At 62.3% G+C, this 16980-nt stretch carries 16 protein-coding genes; 3 read left to right on the forward strand and 13 right to left on the reverse strand.

The genetic code is table 11. The features are described from left to right. Positions 1-59 precede the first annotated feature (59 nt). Together mutS and fdxA are read left to right on the forward strand one after the other, a co-directional pair. Positions 60-2633, forward strand: a complete 2574-nt coding sequence (gene mutS / locus APH42_RS16175) for a DNA mismatch repair protein MutS (protein WP_060493769.1) — start codon at positions 60-62, stop codon at positions 2631-2633. A gap of 140 nt (positions 2634-2773) precedes the next feature. Continuing rightward, positions 2774-3097: a ferredoxin FdxA gene (gene fdxA, locus APH42_RS16180; RefSeq protein ID WP_012270863.1), complete on the forward strand. Its 324-nt coding sequence runs from the start codon at positions 2774-2776 to the stop codon at positions 3095-3097. 536 nt (positions 3098-3633) lie between these two features. Here the strand turns inward: fdxA and rpoS are convergent. From rpoS to APH42_RS16220, 8 genes are all read right to left on the reverse strand, one after another. Continuing rightward, positions 3634-4641, reverse strand: coding sequence for an RNA polymerase sigma factor RpoS (gene rpoS, locus APH42_RS16185; protein WP_003252351.1), 1008 nt, complete (start codon positions 4639-4641; stop codon positions 3634-3636). Between the two features lie 108 nt (positions 4642-4749). Beyond that, entirely contained in the window at positions 4750-5607 is an 858-nt protein-coding gene (locus APH42_RS16190; RefSeq protein ID WP_012270862.1) for a peptidoglycan DD-metalloendopeptidase family protein, read from the reverse strand. Positions 5608-5836: 229 nt separating this feature from the next. Then, complete coding sequence (locus tag APH42_RS16195) at positions 5837-6475, reverse strand: protein-L-isoaspartate(D-aspartate) O-methyltransferase (RefSeq protein ID WP_003252348.1); 639 nt, start codon at positions 6473-6475, stop codon at positions 5837-5839. A gap of 35 nt (positions 6476-6510) precedes the next feature. After that, positions 6511-7260: a 5'/3'-nucleotidase SurE gene (gene surE / locus APH42_RS16200; RefSeq protein WP_012270861.1), complete on the reverse strand. Its 750-nt coding sequence runs from the start codon at positions 7258-7260 to the stop codon at positions 6511-6513. Further along, on the reverse strand, positions 7248-8306 hold the full coding sequence (gene truD, locus APH42_RS16205; RefSeq protein WP_060493770.1) for a tRNA pseudouridine(13) synthase TruD: 1059 nt from the start codon (positions 8304-8306) through the stop codon (positions 7248-7250). The genes surE and truD overlap by 13 nt, the downstream gene beginning before the upstream one ends. After that, positions 8303-8776: a 2-C-methyl-D-erythritol 2,4-cyclodiphosphate synthase gene (ispF, locus tag APH42_RS16210; protein ID WP_012270859.1), complete on the reverse strand. Its 474-nt coding sequence runs from the start codon at positions 8774-8776 to the stop codon at positions 8303-8305. The genes truD and ispF overlap by 4 nt, the downstream gene beginning before the upstream one ends. A 76-nt stretch (positions 8777-8852) precedes the next feature. After that, complete coding sequence (gene fghA, locus APH42_RS16215; RefSeq protein ID WP_012270858.1) at positions 8853-9707, reverse strand: S-formylglutathione hydrolase; 855 nt, start codon at positions 9705-9707, stop codon at positions 8853-8855. 8 nt (positions 9708-9715) lie between these two features. Then, on the reverse strand, positions 9716-10828 hold the full coding sequence (locus APH42_RS16220; protein WP_012270857.1) for an S-(hydroxymethyl)glutathione dehydrogenase/class III alcohol dehydrogenase: 1113 nt from the start codon (positions 10826-10828) through the stop codon (positions 9716-9718). Positions 10829-10935: 107 nt separating this feature from the next. On the opposite strand from APH42_RS16220, the gene APH42_RS16225 reads away from it, so the two are divergent. Continuing rightward, entirely contained in the window at positions 10936-11832 is an 897-nt protein-coding gene (locus tag APH42_RS16225; protein ID WP_012270856.1) for a LysR substrate-binding domain-containing protein, read from the forward strand. Positions 11833-11901: 69 nt separating this feature from the next. Here APH42_RS16225 and ispD read toward each other — a convergent pair whose 3' ends face one another. From ispD to APH42_RS16250, 5 genes are all read right to left on the reverse strand, one after another. Beyond that, positions 11902-12609 carry a 2-C-methyl-D-erythritol 4-phosphate cytidylyltransferase gene (ispD, locus tag APH42_RS16230; protein ID WP_012270855.1) on the reverse strand — a complete coding sequence of 236 codons (708 nt, stop codon included), beginning with the start codon at positions 12607-12609 and terminating at the stop codon, positions 11902-11904. Next, positions 12606-12887 carry a cell division protein FtsB gene (gene ftsB, locus APH42_RS16235; RefSeq protein ID WP_012270854.1) on the reverse strand — a complete coding sequence of 94 codons (282 nt, stop codon included), beginning with the start codon at positions 12885-12887 and terminating at the stop codon, positions 12606-12608. Before ftsB ends, ispD begins: the two co-directional genes overlap by 4 nt. A gap of 166 nt (positions 12888-13053) precedes the next feature. Beyond that, positions 13054-14343 (reverse strand): phosphopyruvate hydratase, encoded by a 1290-nt coding sequence (eno, locus tag APH42_RS16240; RefSeq protein ID WP_012270853.1) that lies wholly within the window; start codon positions 14341-14343, stop codon positions 13054-13056. Between the two features lie 154 nt (positions 14344-14497). Then, the gene (gene kdsA, locus APH42_RS16245) at positions 14498-15343 is read right to left on the reverse strand and encodes a 3-deoxy-8-phosphooctulonate synthase (RefSeq protein ID WP_012270852.1); all 846 of its coding nucleotides are present in this window, start codon (positions 15341-15343) and stop codon (positions 14498-14500) included. A 3-nt stretch (positions 15344-15346) separates the two neighbouring features. After that, positions 15347-16975 (reverse strand): CTP synthase, encoded by a 1629-nt coding sequence (locus tag APH42_RS16250; protein WP_012270851.1) that lies wholly within the window; start codon positions 16973-16975, stop codon positions 15347-15349. Positions 16976-16980 lie beyond the last annotated feature (5 nt).

Below are 16980 nucleotides of genomic sequence, written 5' to 3' on the forward strand. Positions count from 1 at the left end.
AGCCTGTAGTATTAGACGTTTTGCGATTGTCTAATAGACGCTTAGCTCCAAGGCCTTGAATGTCCAGTCTTTCCGACCATACCCCAATGATGCAGCAGTACTGGAAGCTGAAAAACCAGCACCCAGACCAGCTGATGTTCTACCGCATGGGCGACTTCTACGAAATCTTCTACGAAGATGCGAAAAAAGCCGCGAAACTGCTGGATATCACCCTGACCGCCCGCGGTCAGTCGGCCGGCCAGTCCATTCCCATGTGCGGGATCCCGTTCCATTCGCTCGAAGGCTACCTGGCCAAGCTGGTCAAGCTGGGCGAATCGGTGGTGATCTGTGAGCAGATTGGCGACCCAGCAACCAGCAAGGGCCCGGTGGAGCGCCAGGTGGTGCGCATCATCACCCCTGGCACGGTCAGTGACGAGGCCCTGCTCGACGAGCGCCGCGACAACCTGATTGCCGCGCTGCTCGGCGACGAGCGCCTGTTCGGCCTGGCCGTACTGGACATCACCAGCGGCAACTTCAGCGTGCAGGAGATCAAGGGTTGGGAAAACCTGCTGGCCGAGCTCGAGCGGCTGAACCCGGTCGAGCTGTTGATCCCGGACGACTGGCCGCGCGATTTGCCTGCGGAGAAACGCCCTGGCGCCCGCCGCCGCGCACCGTGGGACTTCGACCGCGACTCGGCGCGCAAGGCCCTGTGCCAGCAATTCGCGACCAAAGACCTCAAAGGCTTCGGCTGCGACAAGCTGACCCTGGCCATCGGTGCCGCCGGCTGCCTGCTGACCTACGCCAAGGAAACCCAGCGCACCGCCCTGCCCCACCTGCGCAGCCTGCGCCACGAGCGCCTGGACGACACGGTCATCCTTGATGGCGCCAGCCGCCGCAACCTGGAGCTGGACATCAACCTGGCCGGCGGGCGCGACAACACCCTTCAGTCGGTGATCGACCGCTGCCAGACCGCCATGGCCAGCCGCCTGCTGAGCCGCTGGCTGAACCGCCCGCTGCGCGACCTCAAGGTACTGCAGGCACGCCAGGATTCGATCCGCTGCCTGCTCGACAGCTATCGCTTCGAGAAGCTGCAGCCGCAGTTGAAGGAAATTGGCGATATCGAGCGGATCCTCGCTCGCATCGGCCTGCGCAATGCCCGCCCGCGCGACCTGGCGCGCCTGCGTGATGCCTTGGGCGCATTGCCCGAGCTGCAGAACGCCATGACCGAGCTCGAGGCACCGCACCTTGCGCGCCTGGCAGCCATCACCGGCACCTACCCGGAACTGGCCAGCCTGCTGGAGCGGGCGATCATCGACAACCCGCCGGCGGTGATCCGCGACGGCGGCGTGCTCAAGGCCGGCTATGACAATGAGCTGGACGACCTGCTGGCGATCAGCGAAAACGCCGGCCAGTTCCTGATCGACCTGGAAGCCCGGGAAAAGGCTCGCACAGGCCTTGCCAACCTCAAGGTCGGCTACAACCGCGTGCACGGCTACTTCATCGAGCTGCCGACCAAGCAGGCCGAGCAGGCCCCAGGCGACTACATTCGCCGGCAGACGCTCAAGGGCGCCGAGCGCTTCATCACCCCGGAGCTGAAGGCATTCGAGGACAAGGCACTGTCGGCCAAGAGCCGCGCCCTGGCCCGCGAAAAAATGCTGTACGACGCCCTGCTGGAAACCCTCATCAGCCACCTGGCGCCGCTGCAGGACAGCGCCGCTGCCCTGGCCGAACTGGATGTACTCAGCAACCTGGCCGAACGTGCACTGAACCTTGACCTGAACTGCCCGCGCTTCGTCGACGAGCCGTGCCTGCGCATCGAGCAAGGCCGCCACCCGGTGGTGGAGCAGGTATTGACCACGCCGTTCGTGGCCAACGACCTGGGCCTGGACAACAGCACACGCATGCTGATCATCACTGGCCCGAACATGGGCGGTAAGTCCACCTACATGCGCCAGACCGCCTTGATCGTGCTGCTGGCACACATCGGCAGCTTCGTGCCGGCGGCCAGCTGCGAGCTGTCGCTGGTCGACCGCATCTTCACCCGCATCGGTTCCAGCGATGACCTGGCCGGCGGGCGCTCGACGTTCATGGTCGAGATGAGCGAAACCGCCAACATTCTGCATAACGCCACCGACCGCAGCCTGGTGCTGATGGACGAAGTCGGCCGCGGCACCAGCACCTTCGACGGCTTGTCGCTGGCCTGGGCCGCCGCCGAGCGCCTGGCCCAGCTGCGTGCCTACACGCTGTTCGCCACGCACTACTTCGAACTGACCGTGCTGCCGGAGAGCGAGCCGCTGGTGGCCAACGTGCACCTGAACGCCACCGAGCACAACGAACGCATCGTGTTCCTGCACCACGTGCTGCCTGGCCCTGCCAGCCAGAGTTACGGCCTGGCCGTGGCGCAACTGGCCGGCGTACCGACAGTGGTCATCCAGCGTGCCCGCGAACACCTGGGGCGCCTGGAAACCACCAGCCTGCCGCACGAGCAGCCCCCGGCCGCAAAAGCCAAGGATGCGCCGCAGGTACCGCACCAAAGCGACCTGTTCGCCAGCCTGCCACACCCGGCCATCGAGAAGCTGGGCAAGCTGCAGCTGGACGACATGACCCCGCGTCAAGCTATCGAAATGCTATATCAACTAAAGAACCTGTTATAACGGCGCCCACTACAAGCTGATAGAATCCGCCGCGGTTTGCTGGTGCTGCAGGTTATTAGCCTGGCCTGCAGCCACATACCTGTAAACCGCGCGGCCCTGAGAGGAAGGGCCGCCGCCGTCGCCTGAGGAGAGAATTAGAAATGACCTTCGTCGTCACCGACAACTGCATCAAATGCAAATACACCGACTGCGTGGAAGTCTGTCCGGTGGACTGCTTCTACGAAGGCCCGAACTTCCTGGTCATCCACCCGGACGAGTGCATCGACTGCGCCCTGTGCGAACCGGAGTGCCCAGCGCAAGCCATCTTCTCGGAAGACGAAATCCCTGCAGGGATGGAGAACTTCATCGAGCTGAACGCCGAACTGGCGGAAGTCTGGCCGAACATCACCGAGCGTAAGGATGCCTTGCCTGACGCCGAAGAGTGGGATGGCAAGACTGGCAAGATTGCCGACCTGGAGCGCTGATAACGCCCAGATGCGAAAAAGGCCCCTCGGGGCCTTTTTTGTTTTCTGCGGGCAAAAAAAAAGGGGCGGTTTGACCCGCCCACATTTTTTCCGTAGTCCCTGCTTGTCCCAAACATCATCCTGATGAAATCGCTTCTTGCGACGTCCTTGGCCTTCGTCCTGAAAGCCTGTGCATGTCCCTGTGCACAGTTCGAATACTAGCGGGTTGAGCCGGACGGGCAAGCGCGAACCCTCACAAGGTATTGCCGGGGACATATTCCCTCACAGCAAAATAAGCCATTGTTTTCAATGAGTTGGGAAAATACATAGGCTGAAAACGACAATGATTTACTGAGACTTGCATAGATAGCTTACAAAACAAGTAAGAAAAGGCTTACATGGAATGTTACTGGGGTAGCGCAATACACATTGGATATCTGTTATGCCCAGGTTTTGAGGCAGCTTTGCAGCCCTGCAATCTCGGATGGGGATAACTCTTTTAGCCACACACAAAAACGCCCCGAGGTCATCGGGGCGCTTTGTGTTACGAGCCTTCGCTACTGGAACAACGACTCGCTGGACAAGCCGTTCTTCTCCAGGATCTCGCGCAAGCGCTTAAGCCCCTCTACCTGAATCTGCCGCACCCGCTCCCGGGTCAGGCCGATCTCCAGGCCAACATCTTCAAGGGTACTGCTCTCATGCCCGCGTAGGCCAAAGCGCCGCACCACCACTTCACGCTGCTTGTCGGTCAACTCACCCAGCCACTGATCGATGCTCTGCGACAGGTCATCATCCTGCAGCAGCTCGCACGGGTCGGTCGGGCGGTCGTCGGTCAAGGTGTCGAGCAGGGTCTTGTCCGAGTCCGGGCCAAGCGACACATCCACCGAAGACACCCGCTCGTTCAAGCCAAGCATGCGCTTGACCTCGGCGACCGGCTTCTCCAGCAACGTGGCGATTTCTTCTGGCGAGGGTTCGTGGTCGAGTTTCTGGGTCAGCTCGCGTGCAGCGCGCAGGTAGACGTTCAGTTCCTTGACCACATGGATCGGTAGGCGGATGGTGCGGGTCTGGTTCATGATCGCCCGTTCGATGGTCTGGCGAATCCACCAGGTCGCATAGGTCGAGAACCGGAAACCACGCTCTGGGTCGAACTTCTCGACCGCACGGATCAGCCCCAGGTTGCCCTCCTCGATCAGGTCGAGCAGCGACAGGCCACGGTTCACGTAACGACGGGCAATTTTTACAACCAGGCGCAGGTTGCTTTCGATCATGCGCTTGCGGCCGGCAGGATCGCCCTTTTGCGACAAGCGCGCAAAGTGCACTTCTTCTTCCGGCGACAGCAGCGGCGAGAAACCAATCTCGTTGAGATACAGCTGGGTGGCATCGAGCGCCCGGCTGTAATCGATGTACTTGTGTTGCTTGAGCGAAGAGCCCGACTTGGCCCTCGTCCGAACCGAAGATACAGCAGGTTCGTCTGACACCACATCCGTTTCCAAAACGATACCCGTCTCCATCAGGAGGACGTCATCGTCGATGTCAAACTCCGGCACTTCTTTACTGAGAGCCATTGTTATAGTCCTTTGCTGAGTTCGAACTCAGACTCGAGCGGCACCTTTATCCCTGGCAGCGCTTGAGCCTGTCCCCTCTACATCACAGGAACAGGCCGGGTACAACGATCAACGGCGTGGCAGGAACTGGAGCGGATCGACGGGTTTGCCCTGGCGGCGAATCTCAAAATGCAGCTTCACCCGATCTGTGCCCGTAGACCCCATTTCAGCAATCGACTGCCCTGCCTTGACCTGCTGCCCCTCCCGAACCAACAGCCTGCGGTTATGGCCGTAGGCACTGACGTAGGTATCGCTGTGTTTGATGATGATCAGCTCGCCGTAGCCCCTCAAACCACTCCCGGCGTAAACCACCGCACCATCAGACGCAGCAAAAACAGGCTGTCCCAAATCACCGGCGATATCAATGCCTTTATTCAAACTACCGTTTGAAGCAAATTTTCCAATCAACACGCCGTTGGCAGGCCAGGTCCAGCCGCCTACCGCGCGCTCCGCAGCCGGCACGGTGGCAACCACTGGCGCACTGGTGGAAGGGGCCGGAGTAGCTGGTTTGCTGGTGCTGGCCGGCGCCGTGGCGGGGCTGCCCACAGGCCGCCGCGTGACCGTGGTGCGGCTCGACGAGGAAGGGTTGGATACCACCGTGGTACTGCTGCTAGAACCGCTGCTGAAACGAATCGCTTGGCCCGGGCGGATGGTGTAAGGCGCCGGGATACCGTTGCGTGCGGCCAGCTCCTTGTAGTCCCAGCCATAACGGAAGGCGATGGAGAACAGGGTGTCGCCAGGCTTGACGATGTATTGCCCGGAAGTCACCGCCGGGCGCTTGGGCACGCTGTTGTTGCGGTCGACCACCCGCGCGCTGTTGCTGCTGGTGCTCGAGCAACCCACCAGTAGCGTGCCCATGGCCAATGCAATCACCAGAAGCTTGAAACCTGACCCGTCCTTGCGCTGCCGAATGACTGTGTGACCCACCCGCGCTCCCCTCATGGTGCCGAAAACGATATGAAGACAAGAAATGCAATATTGTTGCAATTATAACCAAGCCAGCCGGTATTGGCAGACTGGAGCAATAGGCTGTTGCAAAGCCCCGGTGTACGCTGGCGCTTCGCCCCGCCAGATAGACAGGGCGAAGCGGCAAGAATTCGCTGCAGGCCCAAAAATACCGCGTGGTGCCTACCCAAACAGCCAATGCAAGCTGGGCTCAGGCCAACGGACCATTGAGCAGCGGCACGAAACGCACAGCCCCCAGCACGCGACGGGAGAACCCATGCTCCTCGCGCACGATCAGCATCAGTTGCTGCGCTTCGCCGGCCGGCCCCACCGGGATGACCATGCGGCCTCCAGGTGCCAGCTGGTCGAGCAATGCCTGCGGCACTTCCGGCGCCACGGCAGTGACGATGATGCCGTTGTACGGCGCCAATGCCGGCCATCCCTCGCAACCATCGCCCCAGCGGAACACCACGTTGCGCAGGTTCAGCTCCACCAGGCGTTCTTTGGCCCGATCCTGCAATACCTTGATGCGCTCCACCGAGAATACCCGCTCGACCAGCTGGGCCAGGATCGCCGTCTGGTAACCCGAGCCGGTGCCGATTTCCAGCACCTTGTCCAGCGGCCCGGCTTCGAGCAGCAGCTCGCTCATGTGGGCAACCATGAACGGTTGCGAGATGGTCTGGTTGTGGCCGATCGGCAACGCGGTGTCTTCATAGGCGCGATGTGCCAGCGCCTCGTCGACGAACAGGTGGCGCGGGGTACGACGGATCACGTCGAGCACCTTGGTATTCGACACACCCTCTTCGCACAGGCGCTGGATCAGCCGCTCCCGGGTACGCTGGGAGGTCATGCCGATACCACGCCGCAGCATATCGTCCTCGCGCATCAGAGCAGGCCCTCCAGCCAACCGTCGAGCTGCTCGAAGGCATCATTGAAGGTGCGATCGAGTTGCAGCGGGGTGATCGATACGTAGCCCTGCATGACCGCGTGGAAGTCGGTGCCCGGCCCCCCATCCTCGGCATCACCGGCCACGGCAATCCAGTAGCCTTCCTTGCCGCGCGGGTTGACCACCTTGGTCGGCGCCGCCGCCCGCGCCCGATGACCGAGGCGGGTGAGCTGGATGCCACGGATGTGCTCCAGCGGCAAGTTGGGGATATTGACGTTGAGTACGGTGCGGGGCGGCAGCGCCAGGCGCGACTGTGCCTCGACCAATCGACGGGCGATATAGGCAGCGGTCGGCAGGTTGTCCGGCTGGCGCGACAACAGCGAGAACGCCAGCGAGGTACCGCCGAGGAAACGGCCTTCCAACGCCGCAGCGACCGTACCCGAATACAGCACGTCGTCGCCCAGGTTGGCACCGAGGTTGATCCCCGACACGACCATGTCTGGCGCCTGTGGCAACAACCCATTGAGGCCCAGGTGCACACAGTCGGTTGGCGTGCCGTTGAGGCTGATGAAGCCGTTGGCCAGGGTCTGCGGGTGCAGTGGCCGGTCCAGCGTCAGCGAACTGCTGGCGCCGCTCTTGTCTTGATCCGGGGCGATCACCGCGCACTCGGCGTAATCCGCCAGCGCAGCGTGCAACGCGGCGATGCCGGGTGCGGTAACACCGTCGTCGTTCGAAATCAGAATACGCATGGGCTGTCCGTCTGCCCTGCCGACACCAGATCCACGACTTCACGCACCACCACGGTGGCGAAGCATCCGGCCGGCAGGACGAATTCCAGTTGCAGGATATCAGGCTCGGGATAATGCCACGTCAGGCCGCCAATAGGGAGCCGCAGAATTCGCCGTTCGTGATCCATGCCCGCCTGGGCCAACCACTGGCAAAGTGCCGGCTGCCGTGCGCCAACGGCGTTTTCCAGCTGGGCAGTGGCTGCGCCAGCAGGCGAGGCGCCCTCGCCCCACATAGGGCCAGTCGGGTGCAGATCGAGAATCGCCAGGCGCGGGTCGGCACATTCCGCCTCACCGGCCGGGAAGAAACTACGGCTGTCAGTGAACGCCAGCAGGTCGCCGACCTGGGCGCGAGCCCAGCTGCCGTCAGCGACACGCGCAGCCAGCAGTTGATTGAACAGGAAGCTGCGCCCAGCCGAAAGCAGCCGCGAACGCACGTTGCGCTGCTCAGGCAAAGCCTTGCGGGCAGCCCACTCGAGGGCGTCATGCACGTTACCACCGCCGTGGCCGAAGCGCTGGGTGCCAAAATAGTTGGGCACACCGTTCTGCTTCAGCTGTTCCAGGCGCGTGTCCAGCGCCTGGTGATCGGCTGCCAGAGCCGTCAGGCGCAGGGTAAAACCGTTGGCCGAATGCGCGCCGCGCTGGAGCTTGCGCAGGTGGCGCACCTGCTTGAGCACACGCAGGCTGGCATCCTCGGCCCGCGACAGGTCCGGGTCGGCCTTGCCCGGCAGGTGCAGGCTGAACCACTGGCGGGTCAGCGCCTGGCGGTCCTTCAGGCCGGCATAGCTGATGCTGCGCACGGGCACGCCTGCGGCACGGGCCAGGCGGCGGGCGGCCTCTTCGGTGTTCAGGTCACGCTTCTCGACCCACAGCCACAGGTGCTCGCCCTGCCCCGCCAGAGGGATATCCAGCACTTCGTCGACCTGGAAATCCTCGGCCACCGCCTTGAGTACGGCGGTGCCCAACGGTTCGCCCGATGCGCGCGGGCCCAGCAGTTCCAGTTCGGTCATGCTGGCAACAGCAGGGCGACCGAATGCACGGCAATCCCCTCCTCGCGGCCGGTGAAGCCCAGCTTTTCAGTCGTGGTGGCCTTGACGTTGACCTGGTCGAGCTCGACCTGCAGGTCTTCGGCGATCAGCTGGCGCATGGTCTCGATGTGCGGGGCCATCTTCGGCGCCTGCGCGACGATGGTGGCGTCGACATTGCCGACCTTCCAGCCCTTGGCCCTGACGATGCCGACCACATGGCGCAGCAGCGCTCGGCTGTCGGCCCCCTTGAACTGCGGGTCTGTGTCGGGGAAGTGCTTGCCGATGTCGCCCAGCGCCGCGGCGCCCAGCAAGGCATCGCTCAGGGCGTGCAGCAGCACGTCGCCGTCGGAATGGGCCAGCAGGCCGTATTTGTGGGGGATACGCACCCCGCCCAAGGTAATGAAATCACCGTCGCAGAAACGGTGCACATCGTAGCCATGGCCAATACGCATAGAAAAACGCCCTGAATGAGTCAGGGCGTGATTCTACCTGCTTTGCAGCGGGTTTGGCGGCTTTTGGCCCAGGGTGCTACACCCGCCCCAGTGCCACCGCATGATGGCGCAGGTGCTCCTCGATGAAGCTGGCAATGAAGTAGTAGCTATGGTCATAGCCCGGCTGCAGGCGCAGGGTCAGTGCATGGCCCCCTTTGCGTGCGGCCTGCTCCAGCGCTTCGGGCTTGAGCTGTTTCTCGAGAAAGTCGTCACGGTCGCCCTGGTCAACCAGCAACGGCGGGCACTCGCCGGCAGGGGTTTCGGCCAGCAACACGCTGGCATCCCACTCGCGCCAGCGCGCCCGATCTTCACCCAGGTAGCGGCTGAAAGCTTTCTCGCCCCACGGGCAATCCATCGGGTTGCTGATGGGGGAAAACGCCGACACCGAACGGTAGCGCCCTGGGTTGCGCAAGGCGCACACCAGCGCGCCATGCCCGCCCATGGAGTGGCCGCTGATGCTGCGCTCGCCCGACGCCGGGAAGTGCGCTTCGATCAGGGCTGGCAACTCCTGTACCACATAGTCATGCATGCGGTAATGCTGGGCCCAGGGCTGCTGGGTGGCGTTGAGGTAGAAGCCGGCCCCAAGGCCGAAGTCCCACGCGCCATCCGGGTCGCCCGGCACCTGCTCGCCACGCGGGCTGGTGTCGGGGGCGACGATGATCAGCCCAAGCTCGGCGGCCAGGCGCTGAGCGCCGGCCTTCTGCATGAAGTTCTCGTCGGTACAGGTGAGGCCACTGAGCCAGTACAGCACCGGCAGCTTCTCACCCTGTTCGGCCTGCGGCGGCAGGTACACGGCGAACACCATGTCGCAACCCAGCACCTTGGAGTGATGCCGGTAACGCTTGTGCCAGCCGCCGAAGCTCTTCTGGCAGGAGATGTTATCCAGGCTCATGGCGTACCTCAGAAGTGGATCACGCTACGGATGCTCTTACCTTCATGCATCAGGTCGAAGGCCTTGTTGATGTCTTCCAGGCCCATGGTGTGGGTGATGAAGGTGTCCAGCGGGATTTCGCCCTTCTCGGACATTTCCACGTAGCTTGGCAGCTCGCTGCGGCCTCGCACGCCGCCGAACGCCGAACCGCGCCATACCCGGCCGGTAACCAGCTGGAACGGACGGGTGGCGATTTCCTGGCCGGCACCCGCCACACCAATGATCACCGACTCGCCCCAGCCCTTGTGGCAGCATTCCAGGGCCGCGCGCATCAGTTGCACGTTGCCGATGCACTCGAAGGAGAAGTCCACGCCACCGTCGGTGAGGTCGACAATCACTTCCTGGATCGGGCGGTCGTAGTCTTTCGGGTTGACGCAGTCGGTGGCACCCAGTTGACGGGCGATTTCGAACTTGGCCGGGTTGATGTCGATGGCGATGATACGCGAGGCCTTGGCCTTGACCGCACCGATCACCGCCGACAGGCCGATACCGCCGAGGCCGAAGATGGCCACGGTGTCACCCGGCTTGACCTTGGCGGTGTTGAGCACCGCGCCGATACCGGTAGTGACGCCACAGCCCAGCAGGCAGACCTTTTCCAGGGGGGCTTCCTTCTGGATTTTGGCTACGGAGATTTCCGGCAGCACGGTGTACTCGGAGAAGGTCGACGTGCCCATGTAGTGGAACAGCTGCTGGCCCTTGTACGAGAAACGCGTGGTGCCGTCCGGCATCAGGCCTTTGCCCTGGGTGGCACGAATGGCCTGACACAGGTTGGTCTTGCCCGAGAGGCAGAACTTGCACTTGCCGCATTCCGGGGTATACAGCGGGATCACGTGGTCACCCACGGCTACCGAGGTCACGCCCTCGCCTACCGCTTCGACGATCGCGCCGCCTTCGTGGCCGAGAATCGACGGGAAGATACCCTCCGGGTCCGCCCCGGACAGGGTGTAGGCGTCGGTATGGCAAACACCGCTGGCGACCACGCGCAGCAGCACTTCACCGGCCTTGGGCATGGCCACGTCGACTTCGACGATTTCCAGGGGTTTCTTGGCCTCGAAGGCTACGGCAGCACGGGACTTGATCATCAAAGGTCTCCAGACAGAGGGTCGATTCAGACTTGCAGTGTAATTCAGCCGCTTTTGATGAATAATCCGGGCAAAGACAAAACATTATTGCCATACAGGGATAATCAATGAGCAGCCGCTGGGAAGGCATCGACGAATTCGTCGCCGTAGCCGAATCAGGCCAGTTCACCGCGGCCGCTGAACGGCTGGGAGTATCTTCGTCACATATCAGCCGGCAGATCGCTCGCCTGGAGGAGCGCCTGCAGACGCGCCTGCTGTACCGCAGCACCCGCCGGGTAACCCTGAGCGAGGCCGGGCAGACCTTTCTGCAGCATTGCCAGCGCCTGCAGGATGGCCGCGAGGAAGCCCTGCGCGCCATGGGCGACCTGGCCAGCGAGCCCAAGGGTTTGCTGCGCATGACCTGCGCGGTAGCCTATGGCGAGCGCTTCATCGTGCCACTGGTAACGCGGTTCATGGCGCTGTATCCGCAACTGCGGGTGGATGTGGAACTAAGCAACCATACCCTCGACCTGCTGCATGAAGGCATGGACCTGGCCATCCGCCTGGGCAGGCTGGCCGACTCTCGGCTGGTGGCCACCCGCCTGGCACCCAGGCGCATGTACCTGTGCGCCTCGCCGGCCTATCTCGAGCGCTATGGCCGACCACACAGCCTTTCGGAGCTGGCGCGGCACAATTGCCTGGTGGGCAGTTCGGATTTGTGGGCATTGCAGCAGGATGGCCGTGAAATCAGCCAGCGGGTGCAGGGCAATTGGCGCTGCAACAGTGGGCAGGCGGTGCTGGATGCGGCGTTGCAAGGGATAGGGTTGTGCCAACTGCCGGATTATTACGTGCTGGAACACCTGAACAACGGTGCGCTGGTGTCACTGCTAGAGGCGCACCAGCCACCAAATACAGCGGTATGGGCGCTATATCCGCAGCAGCGGCACCTTTCGCCGAAGGTACGGCGGTTGGTGGATTACCTGAAGGAAGGGTTGGCGGGGTTGCCGGAATATCGTCTCGGCTGAAGGAGTGCGCTGCTTGTACTGGCCCTTTCGCGGGCATGCCCGCGAAGAAGCCAGCACTGGTCCAAAGCCTTAGCGACGCCCTGCCCAACGCTGGCGCAACCACTCCAGGTCTTCCGGCCGGGTCACCTTGATGTTGTCACTTCGCCCTTCAACCAGCCGCGGCGCTTGACCGGACCACTCGATGGCCGAAGCCTCATCGGTCACCACGACATCCGACACCAGGCACTCGGCCAACGCACGGTGCAACGCACCCAGGCGGAACATCTGCGGCGTATACGCCTGCCAGATGGTGCTGCGGTCCACGGTAGCGCTCACCCGGCCATTGCCATCGGCACGCTTGAGGGTATCGCGCGCCGGCACCGCCAGCAGGCCACCCACCGGATCGTCTGCCAATTCCGACAACAGCTTGTCCAGGTCGCTGCGCGCCAGGTTTGGCCGCGCGGCATCGTGCACCAGTACCCAATCGCTGTCCGAGGCCCCTTGGGCATGCAGCACCAGCAAGGCGTTGAGCACCGAGTCAGCGCGCTCACGCCCACCTGCCGCGCGCTGGATGCGCGGGTCGCTGGCGTAGCGCAGGCCAGGCCAATACGGGTCGTCATCGGCAATGCTGACTACCACCCCTGCAAGCGCCGGGTGGCCAAGAAAACAATCGAGGCTGTGCTCGAGAAGGGTCTGCCCAGCCAGCTCCAGGTATTGCTTGGGGCGGTCGGCAGCCATGCGGGCACCAACGCCCGCAGCAGGAATCACGGCCCAGAAGGCCGGCAAGGTATTGATCATTTCTGTGGCAACTGGAAGAGGGTTTCGCCCTCTTTGACCATCCCCAATTCATGGCGAGCCCGTTCTTCAACGGTCTCCATGCCTTTTTTCAGCTCCAGCACTTCGGCATCGAGCACGCGGTTACGCTCAAGCAAGCGCTCGTTTTCGGCATGCTGGTCGGCAATCTGCTGCTTCAGCTCGGTCACTTGCGCCAGGCTGCCGTTACCCACCCACAGGCGGTACTGCAGGCCACCCAGCAGCAGGAGCAGAACGAGGAACACCCAATAGGGACTGCGCATCACGTTATCCAGGTTAAAAAGGCTGCCGCATACTTTTTTACGGGGCCTCGAATAGCACGAAGCCTGGCCGAGGCCAGGCTTCGTTGACAGAAACCCGTTGGAACGTAGTTAAGTTCAGTACGAACGTTCCTACCGCTCCGGCTGCTGTCTTTTTACCATCTCTTGCTTAGCCGCGAAACTCGGCACGACCACGGTAAACCGCTTTGGCGCCCAGTTGCTCTTCGATGCGCAGCAGCTGGTTGTACTTGGAAACGCGGTCGGAACGGCACAGCGAACCGGTCTTGATCTGACCCGCGGCAGTACCCACGGCCAGGTCGGCAATGGTCGAGTCTTCGGTTTCACCGGAACGGTGCGAGATCACTGCAGTGTAGCCAGCAGCCTTGGCCATCTGGATCGCTTCCAGGGTTTCGGTCAGCGAGCCGATCTGGTTGAACTTGATCAGGATCGAGTTACCGATGCCCTTCTCGATGCCTTCCTTGAGGATCTTGGTGTTGGTCACGAACAGGTCGTCACCGACCAGCTGGACTTTTTCACCGATCTTGTCGGTGAGGATTTTCCAGCCAGCCCAGTCGGACTCGTCCAGGCCGTCTTCGATCGAGATGATCGGGAAGCGCTCGGTCAGGCCTTTCAGATACTCGGCGAAACCTTCGGCGTCGAACGACTTGCCTTCGCCGGACAGGTTGTACTTGCCGTCTTCGTAGAATTCGGAAGCCGCGCAGTCCAGGGCCAGGGTCACGTCGGTGCCCAGCTTGTAGCCGGCTTTTTCGACCGCTTCGGCGATGGCGCCCAGGGCGTCTTCGTTGGAAGCCAGGTTAGGCGCGAAACCACCTTCATCACCTACGGCGGTGTTCAGGCCGCGGGCCTTGAGCACGGCTTTGAGGTGGTGGAAGATTTCGGTACCCATGCGCAGGCCGTCGGAGAAGGTCTTGGCGCCAACCGGCTGAACCATGAACTCCTGGATGTCGACGTTGTTGTCGGCGTGCTCGCCACCGTTGATGATGTTCATCATCGGCACCGGCATCGAGTACTGGCCAGGAGTGCCGTTCAGGTTGGCGATGTGCGCGTACAGCGGCAGGTCCTGGTCCTGGGCGGCAGCTTTGGCGGCAGCCAGGGAAACAGCCAGGATGGCGTTGGCGCCCAGCTTGGCCTTGTTCTCGGTACCGTCCAGTTCGATCATGGCGCGGTCCAGGGCCTTCTGGTCGGAAGGGTCCTTGCCCAGCAGCAGCTCACGGATCGGGCCGTTGATGTTGGCGACGGCCTTCAGCACGCCCTTGCCCAGGTAACGGCTCTTGTCGCCATCACGCAGCTCCAGCGCTTCGCGCGAGCCGGTGGAAGCACCGGACGGCGCGCAAGCGCTGCCGATGATGCCGTTGTCGAGCAGTACATCGGCTTCCACGGTGGGGTTGCCACGCGAATCGAGAACTTCACGACCTTTGATGTCGACGATTTTTGCCATTGTTGTAAGCACTCCAGAATTTGACGAAAACAACTTAGCTTAGGAAATTCTTGCCGTTCACCGGGCGGACTTGCTTTGGGCAGGCCAGGTGAAGGGAGCCCCTGACCGACTGGCCAGGGGTGGATCGGGCGGTACTTTACCCGAGAAATGAGCTTTACGCGGTTTCTACCGTCGGAAAACTTTTCACCAGGTCGTCCAATTGCTTGAGCTGGGCCAGGAACGGCTCCAGTTTGTCCAGGCGCAGGGCGCATGGGCCATCGCACTTGGCGTTGTCCGGGTCGGGGTGGGCCTCGAGGAACAGCCCGGCCAGGCCCTGACTCATGCCGGCCTTGGCCAGGTCGGTGACCTGGGCACGGCGGCCACCCGCCGAATCGCTGCGGCCACCCGGCATTTGCAGGGCGTGGGTCACGTCGAAGAACACCGGGTACTCGAACTGCTTCATGATGCCGAAGCCGAGCATGTCCACCACCAGGTTGTTGTAGCCGAAGCTCGAACCACGCTCGCAGAGGATCAACTGGTCATTACCGGCCTCTTCGCACTTGGCCAGGATGTGTTTCATTTCCTGGGGGGCGAGGAACTGGGCCTTCTTGATGTTGATCACCGCGCCGGTCTTGGCCATGGCCACCACCAGGTCAGTCTGCCGCGACAGGAAAGCCGGCAACTGGATGATGTCGCACACCTTGGCGACGGGCTCGGCCTGGTAAGGCTCGTGTACGTCGGTAATCACCGGCACGTTGAAGGTGCGCTTGATCTCTTCGAAGATCTTCAGCCCTTCTTCCATGCCTGGGCCACGGTAGGACGTCACCGACGAACGGTTGGCCTTGTCGAAGCTGGCCTTGAACACATACGGGATACCGAGCTTTTCGGTAACCCGCACATACTCTTCGCAGACCTTCATTGCCAGGTCACGGGATTCCAGGACGTTCATGCCGCCGAACAGGACGAACGGCTTGTCGTTGGCGATCTCGATGTTACCGACGCGAATGATCTTCTGGGTCATTGATCAGGCCTTGTTCTTCTGAGCCAGAGCTGCCTTGACGAAACCACTGAACAGCGGGTGGCCGTCACGTGGGGTCGAAGTGAATTCCGGGTGGAACTGGCAAGCGACGAACCATGGGTGGTCCTTGGACTCGACCACTTCCACCAGCGCGCCGTCTTCGGAACGACCGGAAACCACCAGGCCTGCGTCGACCAGCTGCGGCAGCAGGTTGTTGTTCACTTCGTAGCGGTGACGGTGACGCTCGGTGATCACGTCCTTGCCGTAGCAGTCGTGCACCTTGGAACCGGCAGCCAGCTGGCAGTCCTGAGCACCCAGGCGCATGGTACCGCCCAGGTCGGAAGCCTCGTCGCGGGTCTCGACGGCACCGGTGGCATCGGCCCACTCGGTGATCAGGCCGACCACAGGGTGGCCGCTGTTACGGTCGAATTCGGTGGAGTTGGCGTCTTTCCAACCCATCACGTTACGGGCGAACTCAATCACCGCCACTTGCATGCCCAGGCAGATACCCAGGTACGGCACCTTGTTCTCACGGGCGTATTGCACCGCGGTAATCTTGCCTTCCACGCCGCGCAGGCCGAAACCGCCAGGCACCAGGATGGCATCGGCGCCTTCGAGCAGGCTGGTGCCCTGGTTCTCGATGTCTTCCGAGTCGATGTAGCGCAGGTTGACCTTGGTGCGGTTGGTGATGCCGGCGTGGCTCATTGCCTCGATCAGCGACTTGTACGCATCCAGCAGTTCCATGTACTTGCCGACCATGGCAATGGTCACTTCGTGCTCTGGGTTGAGCTTGGCATCGACCACTTTGTCCCACTCGGACAGGTCGGCGCCATTGCACTGCAGGCCGAAGCGCTCGACGACGAAGTCGTCCAGGCCCTGTGCATGCAGTACGCCCGGGATCTTGTAGATGGTGTCGACGTCTTCCAGCGAAATCACCGCACGCTCTTCAACGTTGGTGAACAGCGCGATCTTGCGACGCGACGAGGCATCGACCGGGTGGTCGGAGCGGCAGATCAGCACATCAGGCTGCAGGCCGATGGAGCGCAGCTCCTTGACCGAGTGCTGGGTCGGCTTGGTCTTGGTTTCGCCAGCGGTGGCGATGTACGGGACCAGGGTCAGGTGCATCAGCATGGCACGCTTGGAGCCCACTTCGACGCGCAGCTGGCGAATGGCCTCGAGGAACGGCTGCGACTCGATGTCACCCACGGTACCGCCGATTTCCACCAGGGCCACGTCGGCATCGCCGGCGCCCTTGATGATGCGACGCTTGATTTCGTCGGTGATGTGCGGGATGACCTGGATGGTCGCGCCCAGGTAATCACCACGGCGCTCCTTGCGCAGCACGTGCTCGTAGATACGGCCGGTGGTGAAGTTGTTGTTCTGGGTCATGGTGGTGCGGATGAACCGCTCGTAGTGGCCCAGGTCGAGGTCGGTCTCGGCGCCATCGTGGGTGACGAACACTTCACCATGCTGGAACGGGCTCATGGTGCCCGGATCGACGTTGATGTACGGATCCAGCTTGAGCATGGTGACCTTCAGGCCCCGCGCTTCCAGGATGGCCGCCAGGGAAGCCGAGGCAATGCCTTTCCCCAATGAAGAAACAACACCGCCCGTGACGAATATGTAGCGCGTCATGAAAA

It is taken from the genome of Pseudomonas sp. NBRC 111140 (genome assembly GCF_001320885.1).
GTDB lineage: Bacteria > Pseudomonadota > Gammaproteobacteria > Pseudomonadales > Pseudomonadaceae > Aquipseudomonas > Aquipseudomonas putida_P.